This window comes from Pararoseomonas sp. SCSIO 73927 (assembly GCF_037040815.1).
Classification (GTDB): Bacteria; Pseudomonadota; Alphaproteobacteria; order Acetobacterales; family Acetobacteraceae; genus Roseomonas.
The window spans coordinates 19,027-32,379 of sequence record NZ_CP146232.1 but is presented as its reverse complement, the minus strand read 5'-3'; the positions used below and the strand labels follow the sequence as shown (position 1 = coordinate 32,379).

At 71.7% G+C, this 13,353-nt stretch carries 10 protein-coding genes; 3 read left to right on the top strand and 7 right to left on the bottom strand.

The features are described from left to right. Positions 1–66 precede the first annotated feature (66 nt). Together yghU and VQH23_RS00170 are read left to right on the top strand one after the other, a co-directional pair. Positions 67–930, top strand: a complete 864-nt coding sequence (gene yghU / locus VQH23_RS00175; protein WP_338663590.1) for a glutathione-dependent disulfide-bond oxidoreductase — start codon at positions 67–69, stop codon at positions 928–930. 162 nt (positions 931–1,092) lie between these two features. After that, on the top strand, positions 1,093–4,515 hold the full coding sequence (locus VQH23_RS00170) for a transglutaminase family protein (RefSeq protein WP_338663589.1): 3,423 nt from the start codon (positions 1,093–1,095) through the stop codon (positions 4,513–4,515). A gap of 255 nt (positions 4,516–4,770) precedes the next feature. Here VQH23_RS00170 and VQH23_RS00165 read toward each other — a convergent pair whose 3' ends face one another. From VQH23_RS00165 to VQH23_RS00140, 6 genes are all read right to left on the bottom strand, one after another. Beyond that, positions 4,771–5,835 carry a putative zinc-binding peptidase gene (locus VQH23_RS00165; RefSeq protein WP_338663588.1) on the bottom strand — a complete coding sequence of 355 codons (1,065 nt, stop codon included), beginning with the start codon at positions 5,833–5,835 and terminating at the stop codon, positions 4,771–4,773. A 66-nt stretch (positions 5,836–5,901) separates the two neighbouring features. Next, entirely contained in the window at positions 5,902–6,177 is a 276-nt protein-coding gene (locus VQH23_RS00160; RefSeq protein WP_338663587.1) for a GNAT family N-acetyltransferase, read from the bottom strand. A gap of 2 nt (positions 6,178–6,179) precedes the next feature. Next, positions 6,180–6,845 carry an MBL fold metallo-hydrolase gene (locus tag VQH23_RS00155; RefSeq protein ID WP_338663586.1) on the bottom strand — a complete coding sequence of 222 codons (666 nt, stop codon included), beginning with the start codon at positions 6,843–6,845 and terminating at the stop codon, positions 6,180–6,182. Positions 6,846–6,897: 52 nt separating this feature from the next. Continuing rightward, entirely contained in the window at positions 6,898–7,410 is a 513-nt protein-coding gene (locus VQH23_RS00150) for a hypothetical protein (protein WP_338663585.1), read from the bottom strand. Positions 7,411–7,446: 36 nt separating this feature from the next. Further along, the gene (locus VQH23_RS00145) at positions 7,447–9,582 is read right to left on the bottom strand and encodes a M48 family metallopeptidase (protein WP_338663584.1); all 2,136 of its coding nucleotides are present in this window, start codon (positions 9,580–9,582) and stop codon (positions 7,447–7,449) included. 234 nt (positions 9,583–9,816) lie between these two features. Next, the gene (locus VQH23_RS00140; RefSeq protein ID WP_338663583.1) at positions 9,817–10,329 is read right to left on the bottom strand and encodes a septal ring lytic transglycosylase RlpA family protein; all 513 of its coding nucleotides are present in this window, start codon (positions 10,327–10,329) and stop codon (positions 9,817–9,819) included. A gap of 425 nt (positions 10,330–10,754) precedes the next feature. Between VQH23_RS00140 and VQH23_RS00135 the strand changes: the two genes are divergently transcribed. Next, positions 10,755–10,979 (top strand): hypothetical protein, encoded by a 225-nt coding sequence (locus VQH23_RS00135; RefSeq protein WP_338663582.1) that lies wholly within the window; start codon positions 10,755–10,757, stop codon positions 10,977–10,979. A gap of 327 nt (positions 10,980–11,306) precedes the next feature. Here VQH23_RS00135 and VQH23_RS00130 read toward each other — a convergent pair whose 3' ends face one another. Beyond that, entirely contained in the window at positions 11,307–12,881 is a 1,575-nt protein-coding gene (locus VQH23_RS00130; protein ID WP_338663581.1) for a serine/threonine-protein kinase, read from the bottom strand. Positions 12,882–13,353 lie beyond the last annotated feature (472 nt).

The window sequence follows — 13,353 nt, the reverse complement described above, 5'->3', positions numbered from 1 at the left end:
GCGGGCTGCGGCGGCCCCGGGAGGCGCCTAGTCTCCCGGCAACCGAGACTCGGAAGGATACGAGAGATGGCCGACTACACGCCGCCGGCGGTCTGGACCTGGAACCCCGGGAATGGCGGGCGTTTCGCCAACATCAACCGCCCGATCTCCGGGGCCACGCACGAGAAGGAGCTGCCGGTGGGGCGCCACCCGCTGCAGCTCTACTCCCTGGCCACGCCCAACGGGCAGAAGGTCACGATCATGCTGGAGGAGGTGCTGGCCCTCGGGCATGCGGGTGCCGAGTACGACGCCTGGCTGATCAAGATCGGCGATGGTGACCAGTTCGGCAGCGGCTTCGTGGGCGTGAACCCCAACTCCAAGATCCCGGCGCTGATGGACCGCAGCGGGCCGGAGCCGGTGCGCGTGTTCGAATCCGGCGCGATCCTGATGTACCTGGCGGAGAAGTTCGGGGCCTTCCTGCCGGAAGGCGGGGCTGCGCGGGCCGAGTGCCTCTCCTGGCTGTTCTGGCAGATGGGCAGCGCGCCCTATCTCGGCGGCGGCTTCGGGCACTTCTATGCCTACGCGCCGGTGAAGATCGAGTACGCGATCGACCGCTTCACCATGGAAACCAAGCGCCTGCTGCACGTGCTGGACACGCGCCTGGGCGAAAGCGAGTACGTGGCGGGGCCGGACTACACCATCGCCGACATGGCGAACTTCCCCTGGTACGCCGGGCTGGTGAAGGGCTGGAGCTACGGCACGGCGGCGGAGTTCCTGGGCGCGGGCGAGTACCCCAACGTGCTGCGCTGGGCGGACCGGATCCTGGCGCGGCCGGCGGTGCAGCGCGGGCGCATGGTGAACCGCGTGACCGGCGAGCCCTCCGGCCAGTTGCACGAGCGGCACGATGCGGGCGACTTCGAGACGCGCACGCAGGACAAGCTGGCCCCCTAGGGCTAGGGCAGGGCGTACCCGGCGGGTGCGGCGGCGCCCCCGCCGGGTGGCCGGCCCGGCAGCCGCCCTCCCGCGGTGCCGCCCGCGAAAGCTCCACGGGCGTGAAGCTTGCATGGCGCCGCCCCGTTCCCCTCGCGCACTGACGACGGTGAAGCCCGACCCATGCCCCTGCACGTCGCCCTGACGCATCGAACCACCTACAAGTACGAGAGGCCGGTCTCGCTCGGCCCGCAGGTCATCCGCCTGCGCCCGGCGCCGCACGCGCGCACGCCGATCCTCTCCTACGCGCTGCGGATCGAGCCCGCGGGCCATTTCGTGAACTGGCAGCAGGACCCGCAGGGGAACTTCCAGGCCCGCGTGGTCTTCCCGGAGCGGGTGACGCATTTCGACGTGACGGTGGACCTGCTGGCCGACATGGCCACCATCAACCCCTTCGACTTCTTCCTGGAGCCGGAGGCGGAGGCCTGGCCCTTCGCCTACGACCCCACGCTGGAATCGGAGCTCTCGCCCTTCCGCAGGGTGGAGCCCGCCGGCCCGCTGCTCTCCGCCTTTCTCGCCGAGACGCCGCAGCACGAAGGGCAGGCGACGGTCAACATGCTGGTGGCGCTGAACCAGCGGCTGCAGGGGAAGGTGTCCTACGTTGTCCGCATGGAGCCGGGCGTCTGGACGGCCGAGGAGACGCTGGGGCAGTGCAAGGGCTCCTGCCGAGACAGTGCCTGGGTGCTGGTGCAGGCGCTGCGGCACCTGGGCTTCGCCGCCCGCTTCGTCTCCGGCTACCTCATCCAGCTCCTGCCCGACGTGAAGCCGCTGGAGGGGCCGCAGGGGCCGACGGAGGACTTCACCGACCTGCACGCCTGGGCGGAGGTGTACCTGCCCGGCGCCGGCTGGATCGGGCTGGACCCGACCTCCGGCCTGCTGACGGGCGAGGGGCACATCCCGCTCGCGGCGACGCCGGAGCCCTCCTCCGCCGCGCCGATCTCCGGGCTGGTGGAGCCGGCGGAGACGGAGTTCGGCTTCGAGATGAGCGTGCGGCGCGTGCTGGAGACGCCGCGCGTCACGAAGCCGTACACGGAGGCCCAGTGGCAGGCGATCCTCGCCCAGGGGCGGGAGGTGGACCGCAGGCTGGCGGCCGGCGGCATCCGCCTGACCATGGGCGGGGAGCCGACCTTCATCGCGGCGGACGACATGGACGCCGCGGAGTGGAACACCACCGCGCTCGGCCCGACCAAGCGCGCCTATGCCGGGCGGCTGCTGCGCCGGCTGGCGGATCGCTGGGCGCCGGGGGCGGCGTTGCAGTACGCGGTGGGCAAGCACTACCCGGGCGAGCAGCTGCCGCGCTGGGCGCTGATGTGCCACTGGCGGAAGGACGGGGAGCCGGTGTGGCGCGACCCATCGCTGCTGGCCTCCGACGACGACAGGGACGACGCGACGGCGGAGGACGCGGCGCGCTTCGCCGGGGCGCTGGCGGAGCGGTTGCAGGTGGACCCCGCGCTGGTGACGCCGGCCTACGAGGACATCCACTACTATCTGTGGCGGGAGTACCGGCTGCCCGCGAACGTGGTGGCGGAGGACGCGAAGCTGCGCGACCCGTTGGAGCGGGCGCGGTTGGCGCGCGTGTACGGGCAGGGGCTTTCCTCCCCCGTGGGCAGCGTGCTGCCGATCCGCCGCGTGCTGCGCGACGGGGTGCGGCGCTGGCAGTCCGGGCGGTGGTTCCTGCGGGGGGAGCACCTGTTCCTCGTGCCCGGGGACAGTGCCATCGGCTTCCGCCTGCCGCTGCAAAGCCTGCCATGGATGTCGGAGACGGACGCGGCCAACACCTTCGAGACGGAGGCGGACCCCTTCGCGCCGCGCTCGCCGCTTCCGCCCCACCCCGCCCTGGCGCGTCCCATGGGCAACCACCCGGCGCCCGGTCTTCACCATGTGACGCCGGATTGTGTCGCAGCTGCGCCCCTTCCGCCCTTCCAAGCCTTCCAGCGCGTGCCCGGCAACGGCCCTGGCACCAGCTACGCCGGCGGTGCGGAAGGATTCCGCCCGGTGCCGCAGAGCCCGCCGGAGGTCGGCAAGAGCGACCCGGACGTGGTCCGCACCGCGATGACCGTGGAGGCGCGGGGCGGGATCATCCACGTCTTCTTCCCGCCTCTGTACGAGGCGGTGGACTGGCTGGACCTCGCCGCCGCGGTAGAGGCGACGGCCGCCGAGACGGGCCGCAAGGTTGTGCTCGAGGGCTACCTGCCGCCGCGCGACCCGGGGCTGCTGAGCTTCTCCGTCACGCCCGATCCCGGCGTGATTGAGGTGAACGTCCACCCCTACGCCTCCTGGGCGGAGGGCGTGCAGCGCACGGAGGAGCTCTACGAGGAGGCGCGGCAGGTCGGCCTGGCCTCGGAGAAATTCATGCTGGACGGCCGCCATGTCGGCACCGGCGGCGGCAACCACGTGGTGATGGGAGGCGCGACCCCCGCCGAGAGCCCCTTCCTGCGCCGCCCGGACCTGCTGAAGTCTCTGCTGGGCTTCTGGCACAACCATCCCAGCCTTTCCTACATGTTCTCCGGCCTGTTCATTGGCCCCACCAGCCAGCACCCGCGCGTGGACGAGGCGCGGATGGACAGCGTGGCGGAGCTGGAAGTGGCCTTCTCCCGCATCAAGGCGGGGGAGGAGACGCCGCCCTGGCTGGTGGACCGCCTGTTCCGCAACCTGCTGGTGGACATGACGGGGAACACCCACCGCACGGAGTTCTGTGTGGACAAGCTCTACGCGCCGGAGAGCAGTTCCGGCCGCCTGGGGCTGGTGGAGTGGCGCGCGGCGGAGATGCCGCCGCACGCGCGCATGTCGGCGGTGCAGGTGCTGCTGCTGCGCTCCGCCATCGCGGGTTTCTGGGACACCCCCTATGACCGCCGCTTGGTGCGCTGGGGCACGCGGCTGCACGACGAGTTCATGCTGCCGCACTTCGTCGCGCAGGACTTCCACGACGCGCTGGACGAACTGGCGATGCTGGGCTGCCCGCTGGACCCCGCCTGGTTCGCGCCGTTCCTGGAGTTCCGGTTCCCCCAGATCGGCGAGACCTCCGTCCGCGGCACGGGGCTGGAGATCCGCCACGCGCTGGAGCCCTGGCACGTGCTGGGCGAGGAACCCGCCGCCGGCGGCACCGTGCGCTACGTGGACAGCTCCACGGAGCGCGTGCAGGCGAAGGTCACGGGCTGGGTGGAGGAGCGTCTTGTCCTCTCCTGCAACGGCCGCGCCGTGCCGCTGACGCCGACGGAGCGCCAGGGCGAGTACGTGGCGGGCGTGCGCTTCAAGGCGTGGAACCCGCCCTCCTCGCTGCACCCGACCGTGCGCGCGCAGTCGCCGCTGGTCTTCGACATCTACGACCGCTGGACCGGCCGTAGCCTGGGCGGGCTGACGCACCACGTCTCCCACCCCGGCGGGCGCAACTACGAGACGCTGCCGGTGAACGCGAACGAGGCGGAGGCACGGCGCCGCATCCGGTTCCAGCCCTTCGGGCACACGCCGGGGCCGATGGAGGAGCCGCCGCTGGCCGTCTCGCGCGAGACGCCGCGGAGCCTAGACCTGCGGCGGGGCGGGGCTTGAGCTGACGGGATGTTCCGGGGAGAGGAAGAAGACATGCTTCCTCCCCCCGGACCCCTCTCCATCATCTTCTTCTTCGAGTTGGTCTGGCTTGGCTGACGGTGCGCCTGAGGTCGATGACCTCAGGCGACTGCAAAGGCAGGATCAGGTCCTAAGCAGAAACACCATGTCAGGACGGTGCAGCGGCAGCCAGATGGGGGTCCAGGGGCCTCAGGCCCTTGGTGGGGGTCCAGGGGGCAGCGCCCCCTGGGGCCACCCTCACGCCGGCACGCCGCCGTTCCGCACCAGCCCGTGGATGAAGCGCAGCTTCTCGATCACCGCGGGCGACAGCACGAAGGGGTAGAGGTCCGGCTGGCCCATGGAGCGGTTCAGGCTGTTCACCGCGAAGGCCAGCGGCAGCCAGTCGTCGATGATGCGCTGGAAGTCCGGCTCCCTGTAGGGATCGAAGTCGATCACGGCGTGCAGGTCGCCGGTCTGGTCGATGCGCGGATGAACGCTGAGGCCGAAGGAGGCGGCGGTCTCCAGCGTGTCCACAATGTGCAGGTAGTGCGCCCAGGTCTCCGCGAAGTCCTCCCAGGGGTGGGTGGTGGCGTAGGCGCTGACGTAGTGCTCCTGCCAGTCCGGCGGCGGGCCGCTGTTGTAGTGGGCCTGCAGGGCGGCGTTGTAGTCCTGGCTGTCATCGCCGAAGACGGCGCGGCAGGCGTCCAGCTGGCCGCCATCGCGCACCAGCCTGTCCCAGAAATAGTGGCCGACCTCATGGCGGAAATGGCCGAGCAGGGTGCGGTAGGGCTCGCCCATGTTCTTGCGCATGAGCTCGCGCTCGGCGTCGTCCGCCTCCTTCAGCGCGATGGTGATCAGGCCGTTGTCGTGGCCGGTCATCACCTTCGGGCCGTTAGGGTCCGGGGAGTCCGCCAGGAAGTCGAAGGAGAGGCCCTCGGCATCCTCGTTGCGGGTGCGCATAGGCAGGCAGAAGCGGACGAGGGTGTAGAACAGGCGGTGCTTGGCCAGTTCCAGCAGGCGCCAGCGCTGCATGCTCTCCGGCACGGTCGTGTCGGGAATGAGGTGGTTGTGCCGGCAGGCCGCGCAGTAGGTGTCGGGGGAGTCCGCGGGGATGGTCCAGTTGCAGACGTCGAACTCGGCATTGGCGCAGAAGCGGCGCCTCGTGTCGGGTGCGGCCAGGGGCTTCCAGGCATCGCCCTCCGGCTCCATGGCGGAGAGCACCGCGCCGTCCGGCAGGTAGCCCAGGCGGTCCTTGCAGCGCTCGCAGTGCGTGTTCTCGAAGTAGAGGAGCTGCTCGCAGTTCTGGCACTTGAAGAGCCGCATGCGCCGGGCCTTACGGAATGGATTGCGTGCGGTGCAACGCGGGCCGTTCCGTTCTGTTGCAGCGCCTCAGGCCAGCAGGTCGCGCTCCTCCGGGTGCCGCTCGATGTAGGCGGCGACGAAGGAGCACCGGGGCACCACGCGCAGGCCCTGCGACCGGATCATGGCCAGCGCGCCGCGCACCAGCCGCGATCCCGCACCCTGGCCGGAGGCCGCCTCCGGCACGATCGTGTGCACGAGGGCGATGCGGTCGCCGTCGCGCTCGTAGGCGATGATGGCGGGCTCCCCGACGCCGACATCCAGCTCGAAGCGGTGCCGGGCGGTGTTGTCGATCACGTCGCTCATGCTCAGGCACGCCCGTTCAGGAAGGGGTTGGACCGGCGCTCCTCGCCGAAGCTGGAGCCGGGGCCGTGGCCGCAGAGGAAGCGGATCCCGTCGCCCAGCGGGAGGAGCTTGTCCTGGATGGAGGTGATCAGCGCGGCGCTATCGCCGTAGGGGAAGTCCGTGCGGCCGACGGAGCCGCGGAACAGCACGTCCCCCACCACCGCGAAGCCGAGATCGGCGGCGACGAAGACGAGGTGCCCCGGCGTATGGCCGGGGCAGTGCAGGATGGCGAAATCCTGGCCGGCGATGGCGATCGTCCCGCCCTCCTCCAGCCAGCGATCGGGGGTGACGGCCTCCATCCCTTCAATGCCGAAGCGGGCGCCCTGCTCGGCCAGGCCCTCCAGCAGTAAGGCGTCGCGGCGGTCCGGGCCCTCGATCGGCACCGGGCCGCCCTGGCGCGCCTCCAGCACTCGCTTCAGCTCCGCCGCGCCGCCGGCATGGTCCAGGTGGCCGTGGGTGAGGAGGATGCGCTCCACCGTGAACCCCGCCCTGTCCAGCGCGGCGAGGATGCGCGGCACGTCGCCGCCGGGGTCGATCACCGTGCCGCGCCCGGTCTCCGCGTCCCAGATCAGGGCGCAGTTCTGTTGGAAGGGCGTGACAGGGACCTGGGCGGCCTGAAGCTGGGGCATGGCTCCCGGCGTGGCACGCGGGGTTACGGGGGTCAACCGGAGTGGCGGCCCGTCAGGCCGCCGCCTCCTCCCGCCGCGCGCGCATCTTGCGGAACAGGCCGATGATCGGCGCCACCGTCATTGCCAGCAGCAGGCCGCCTGCGATCAGCAGGGTGATGGTGCGGTTCCACAGCTTGTCGAGCGCCATGTCCGTGGTCGCCAGCTCCGGGCGCGCCGGATCGGCCAGGACCGTCACGGTGTAGTTGCCGGAGTGGGCGTCGGCGAAGATGTAGTTCACGTCGCGGGAGACGCGGCCCGTCTTCGTCATAATGGAGAGGGTGGCGTCGCAGATGTTGATCATCAGGCGGGAGCTGCAGGAGCCCTCGGAGACGCGGCCATCGGCCACGGGCTGGGCGGCGTCGCGCACCTGCCAGTCCGTGACGAGGTTCGGCACGGTGTAGATCGACAGCGCGACGAGCATGGCGCCGAACATCAGCGTGCCGAGGAGGGAGAAGAAGGTCTCCCGCCAGCCGCCGCCCTGCGGGGGAAGGGTGAGCTGGCGCGGGGGTTCGGTCTGGGTCTGCATGGTGGCGATCCTAGTCGCGTGAAAGAGGGTGCAAAGTCACACGCTGGTTACATGTTCGGCATCGTTCCGCCCTGCCGCACCCGCCTCCTCTTCGGCCAGCAGGCGGCGGGCGAGGTCGGCCTGGCGGTATCGGCCGATCAGCTCCGCGAAGCCCTCGACCTTCATCCCGCGCGGCATGCCGGAGGCCAGCGTGACGATTCGCCGCTTCGGGTCCGCCCTTACCCGGCGCGGCGCCTTCGGCAGGCGGGCGGGGAAGGGCGCTTCCGGCGGCAGCAGGATCCGGGTGACGATCGAGCCGCGGTCCATCGTCATGTCCAAGTCCGCGATGTCGGCCCAGGCGATCGGGCGGTCCAGCCCGGGGATCTCCATGGCGTCCGGGCGCAGGATGAGGAAGGTGCGGTCGTGCCGCCGCAGCGTGAGCCATCCCGCGAGGAGGAAGACAAGGGCGAGGAGGGCGGCCGTGACGCAGATGACCCCCTTCTCCTGCGGGCCGACGCCGGGAACGTCCACCGCCAGCACGAAGAGGATGGCCGCGAGGAGGACCGCGCCGAACCCGATGAGGAACAGGCCGCCGCCGCGCGTGTTCTCGCCCAGCACCGTCGCCTCGGGCGCGACGCCGGCGGCCGCCTCCTCCAGAGCGTTCCGCCGGGCGCGGATGTTGCTGTGGACCATGGACAGGAAATCCTCCGTCGCGTCGCGGCAGAGCCGGTCCGGCGCGGCGAAGAGGGCGGCGAGGCGGTCCATCGCCTCTGGGGGCGGGGGCTCCGCGGCCTCGGCCAGGGGGGCGGCGCCCGGCTCCCGGCCCAGTGCGGCAAGGCGCTGGCGGGTGGGCGGGTGCGTGTCGGTGGGGTGGGGCTGCGCCTCCTCCAGGTGGGGGGAGGGATCCTCAAGCCCCTTCTCAGAGGCGAGGCGGAAGGTGGCCTCCACCAGGTCGGGCGGGGCCTCGGCAGGGGTCTCGGCGGCGGAATCCAGCACGGCCTCGATCCGGGGATGGGCGGCGGCGGTGCGCAGCAGGGCGCGAGCGGCGGCGTCCGCCGAGGTGACGCGGGCGCCGGCCGCGTCCGCCTCGAACTCGCGCAGGCGGCTCCAGTGGCGCACCGCGTGGTGGAACTGGTCCATGACGAAGACGCCGAGCCGCAGCGCCGGCCGGATCAGCGGCGAAATGGTGCCGCCCGCGTCCAGCCCCGCCGTCACCACCGCGTCGAGCGAGCGGGAGACGCCGGCGTAGATCGGGACGAAGCGCAGGCTGTACTCCGTGTCCCCCCCGGAGAAATGGGCCAGCTCGTGCCCGATGATGGTCGCCACCTCGTCCTCCCGCAGCAGGGGCAGGTAGGGCAGGGGCAGATAGAGGGTGCGGCCGCCGAGCGACGCGCCACCGGGCTCCAGCAGCTTCGGGCCGGAGCTGACGAAGAAGCCGCCCGTCAGGCCCACCACCACGTTGTCCGGCCGCAGCGCGCCCAGCCGGCCGGCGAGGTCGTCCAGCATGCGCCACAGTCCCGGCGCCTCCTCCGGCGTGACCGGGCGGCCGAGGATCGGCAGGGGATCGGGGGTGAAGAGGTCCATGGCCCGGCGCAGCTGGACCACGGCCTTCCCCGCGACCCAGATGCTGGCCCCCATGATGACGGCGAGGAGGCCGAGGACCTTCGCCCCTCCCGAGGAGAGGTTGCCGGCCTCCAGGATGCCCAGCGCCTCGAAGCCCGTGACCGCCACCACGGCGACGGCGACGAGCACCACCTGCGCGCCGAGCACACCGGGCAGGGCGCGGCGGATGACGGAGAAGCCGCGCAGCAGCGCCTCTCGCGAGGCCCGCCCGGCCCGGCCGAGCAGCGCGGCCGCCAGCAGCACCATGATCGAGAGCGCGGCGGCGAGCCCACCCGAGAGCATCGTCACGGGCGGCAGGTGGCCGCGGATGCGGGAGAGGGTGACGGCGCGCTCGGCGTCCTCCAGCGCGTCCCGCGCCTGGGTCAGGGCCAGGGGACCAACATAGGTCTGCCCGTTGCGCCGGAACTGCGCACCAAAATCGGGGCGCCCGTTCGTCGGGGCGGGTCGGGATTCCAGCACCGCGATGGCCTTGGCCGCGCGGGCGCGGTCCAACTCCATCGCGGCGAGGTCGGCCTCTCCGCGCGCCGCTTCCCAGACGCCCAGGCCCAGCACGGCCAGGGGTAGCAGCACGGTGGTGAGAAGGAGGCCGAGGGTGGCGCGGGCGCGCCCGGTGGTCTCAGAAATGGGGCCAGTCCTCCGTGCCGTGCGCACTTCGGCGCGGGCGACAGGTTAGAAGGCCTAATCGCCGCCCGGAACGTGTCGGCCCCGCTGACCAAGGAGACGTGATCGGGCCGGACGACGAAGCCGGCCCGGTTTATTGAGGGCGAAGACGTCTGCCCACGCGCTCCCTACTGCCTGTGCGCCTCACGGCCTGCCCGGAGTCCCAGCCTCGGCGCGGGATGCGACGAGAATAGGCGTGACCGCGACGGGCGCCACACCGCCCGCCATTCCGAGCAGCGAGGCGACAGCCGGGCTGAGGTCCAGGATCCGGCGGCCCCGGTTCGGGCCGCGGTCGCGCACCTGCACGATGGTGCTCCGCCCGTTCCGCAGGTTCGTGACCCGCGCATGGCTCCCGAGCGGGAGGGTGCGGCTGGCCACCACGCTCGCGCCCGGATCGAAACGGGTGCCGTCCGCCATGCGCCGGCCGGCCAGGCTGCGTGCATAGACGGAGGCGTGCCCGTGCTGGGTGTGCGCCGCGCCCGCCGATGCGGCGGGAGGGGAGGTGTGCCGTGCCGGCCGGCCGGCCGTGTGGCGCGGGCGCCCCCGATGCCCTGCCACGTGATAGCCGGATCCGCGCTGAACGGATTCACGCAGCTCGGCCCGGTGGCCTTGCTGCGAGGTGCGGGCCGAGGCGGCATCCCCGATGATGGCGAACAAAACAATAAGGCCGGCGGTGCAGGCCAATCGAACTCGTAGTCCCCTCAATCCCACTCTCCCCGGCTCAGGCGCGATCCAGTCCGCGCGGTCACGCGGCGACCGCCCGGAGCAGAGGGCGCCGGCGACCGGGCGGGTGCTTCAATGCGGGAATCCGTGACGGCCGGGGATCACGATCGCGATCCCGCCGGATCTGTTGATCCCTGGATTCCTCCCATACGCCTTGGGCCACACGCCTTAGGGGCGAAGCGAGATGGTTCTCTTCCGCCGGGCCCGTTAGGCCGGCAGGGCTCGGCAGCCCGGCACGACTTGGACCGGCATCTCGACCTCGAGCGACGACTATGAATCAGTCCGCAAAATTTTCTTCACTTGAACGTGATTGATTGCTTAGGGTTACTTCTCCACCCCGGAATGAGAGCGGTCCCGCCATGCCACTGGACGTCGCCGAAGCAGGCCTCGGTGCCCTGGGAGCTCCTTCCGGCGTGACGCCGGAACGGCAGGTGGATCTCGACGGCTGGATGCGTCGGCACCTGCATCGCGCCTATGACGGCATCCTCTCGGAGCCGGTGCCCGAGGCGCTCCTCCGGCTCGCCATCGACCACGAGAACGAGCGGGCCATCTACCAGTGGGAGCGTGCCTCAGCGCGGCGCTGAGCACCGTCCCGCGCCGCCGCCCCGTGGGGGGTGCTTCAGTCCCGGAGAAGAGGGCACCAGCCCCCGGGACCTACTCACCCACCGGCACCCTTGGTGGGGTCCTGTCGGGAACGGGCCGGGGAGGGGGGCGGGTTGCCGGGCGGGGTGCCGTGGCCGCGTCGTGCAGGGGAGCGGCCCCTTGGGGACTTGCTTTCGTGGGCCGCCTCCCGGCCCAACCACGGCGGACCGGCAGATGCCGCGGGAAAGGGGCGGGCCGAGGGCGTGATTGGGGCGAAGCCGTGCGGGCCGCGGGAAGCGCCCGGCGCCGCGCCGCATCACGGGCGCGGCTCAGGGCTCGCGGGCAAGACCTCTCCGCAGCGACCGCGCCAGGAAGCCCCCCCGTTGCACGGCATCGGCGCGCCCCGGACCCGCTGGCGTGGCGCCGATTTCCCTGAGCGCCGCGATGAACTCGGCCGCGCTGGCGAAGCGCGCCTCGGCCGGCTTCGCGAGGGCCCGCCGGATCACGGCGTCGTAGCCGGCCGGAACCCCGGGGACGCGCCGTGAGGGCGGTTCGGGATCCTCGGTGAGGATGGCGTTCATCAGGGCGGCGGACGTGCCCTCGAAGGGCCGCGTCCCCGTGAGCATCTGGTAGAGCACGACCCCGGCGGCCCAGAGGTCGGCCCGGTGGTCCACCGGCCCGCCCCTCACCTGCTCCGGCGACATGGTGCTCAGCGTCCCGACCATCTCGCCCACGAGGGTGGCCTGGCTGCCCTCCAGGCGCGCGACGCCGAAATCGACGAGCCGCACGGCGCCGTGGCCATGATCGCTGGTGGCCGCGAGCAGCACGTTCGCCGCCTTCACGTCGCGGTGGACGATCCCCCGGCCATGCGCGAAGGAGAGGGCCTCGAGCAGTTCCGTCGCGATGCGGCGCGCCTCCGGCGGCACCATCGGCCCGTCGCGCCTGAGCGCCACCTGCAGCGTCTCCCCGATAACGAGTTCCATGACGATCCAGGCGGCGTCGGGAACCTCGCCGAAGTCGAAGACGGGCACGATCCCCGGGTGCGACAGGCGGCCGACCGCGCGGGCTTCCCGGCGGAACCTCTCATGCTGTTCCGCGCGCTCCGGCGCGTCTTCCGGGGAAGCGGCCTGGGCCATGTCCATCACCTTCACCGCAACCAGGCGCCCCAGGGACTGGTCGAAGGCTTCCAGCACGGTGCCGAAGCTGCCCCGCCCGATCAGGTCGCGGATCTCGTAGCGGCCGGCGAGGAGGAGCCGGTCCTCGCCGAACCGGAAGCTGTTGGCCAGGATTCGCCGCAAGCCCGGAAGCGGTGCGCCGGCACCGTCCTGGCTCGCCCCGGTTTCCGGGAGGGCGGCGGGTAGAACGGGGGCGGCCGACGGGAGCGGCGAGCGGACCGTGGACTCCTCATCGCCGCTGGGGGGGAGTGGGATCGGAAGAGGCTGCTCCTGCGGAACCGGCATCTCCTCGGAAGACCCGGCGAGGATCGCGCCGGTGCGCTGCCAGGCCCGGCGCCCGGCCCGGGCGCAGGCGACCGCTTCGTCGCGCAGGGCCGCGACACGGTCCAGCACCGACAGGTCGCCCGACACCATCAGCAGCACGCCCCGCGCCCTGCGGCGCGCCGCGTCGCCGGCGAGGGATTCGGCGGCGGCCAGGGCAGCCTCGGCGCGGTCGGCCCGTTCCGCGCTCACCGCCGCGAGGTCGCGCGGCAGGCCGGGCACCAGGGACGGCTCCTCCCCGAGAACGGCGCTGAGGTTCGCCTGGAGCTGGGCCATTCGGCCGACGATCTCGTCCAGCCTCTCGGCGTGGCGCGCGCGGGCCGCATCGTTCGGGGGATGGTGCCCGGCCTCGATCCGCCTTCCGATCGCGCGGAGGATGGCGGAAAGCGGCGGGTCTCCGGATGTCATGATGATCTGGAGCTCACCTGGCTGGCGGATTCCCACTTGTCATCGATTATACGTCGGAATCATTGACGTTCGGTCTCGGGGTGTAGCCACAGTCTCCGGCCATTGGAAAGGCGCGCCCGGCGCGACGCCTTGGCCGCCCGCCTCGCCCGTCCCCGCGATGACAGCCTGGCCGGCCTGGGCAGGTGTATCCGACGCGGATTGGCGCTCTGCCGGGTGCCGGACCGAGTGCCGGACTGGGTCGCCGGATGGAGCTGCCCTGCAGATTGCCGGACGTGTTGGACCTGTGTTTGCTGGAGTTGCGCTTCGGCGTTCGGGTGTGCAGGGCCGGCCGTTGCCTCCGTCCGCCCCCCGCGTCGCCCCGAAGCAGCGATGCCGTTTCCAACCCGCGACAGAATTGTCGCAAGAGTTGTGTGATCGTGACTTAGTCCCTTCTCACGGTGTGATACTCGAAATATGATCAACCGGAGGTTGT

Coding starts and splice junctions, on each gene's coding strand:
- yghU (WP_338663590.1), top strand. CDS start 67: ATGGCCGACTACACGCCGCCGGCGGTCTGGACCTGGAACCCCGGGAAT.
- VQH23_RS00170 (WP_338663589.1), top strand. CDS start 1,093: ATGCCCCTGCACGTCGCCCTGACGCATCGAACCACCTACAAGTACGAG.
- VQH23_RS00165 (WP_338663588.1), bottom strand. CDS start 5,835: ATGCGGCTCTTCAAGTGCCAGAACTGCGAGCAGCTCCTCTACTTCGAG.
- VQH23_RS00160 (WP_338663587.1), bottom strand. CDS start 6,177: ATGAGCGACGTGATCGACAACACCGCCCGGCACCGCTTCGAGCTGGAT.
- VQH23_RS00155 (WP_338663586.1), bottom strand. CDS start 6,845: ATGCCCCAGCTTCAGGCCGCCCAGGTCCCTGTCACGCCCTTCCAACAG.
- VQH23_RS00150 (WP_338663585.1), bottom strand. CDS start 7,410: ATGCAGACCCAGACCGAACCCCCGCGCCAGCTCACCCTTCCCCCGCAG.
- VQH23_RS00135 (WP_338663582.1), top strand. CDS start 10,755: ATGCCACTGGACGTCGCCGAAGCAGGCCTCGGTGCCCTGGGAGCTCCT.
- VQH23_RS00130 (WP_338663581.1), bottom strand. CDS start 12,881: ATGACATCCGGAGACCCGCCGCTTTCCGCCATCCTCCGCGCGATCGGA.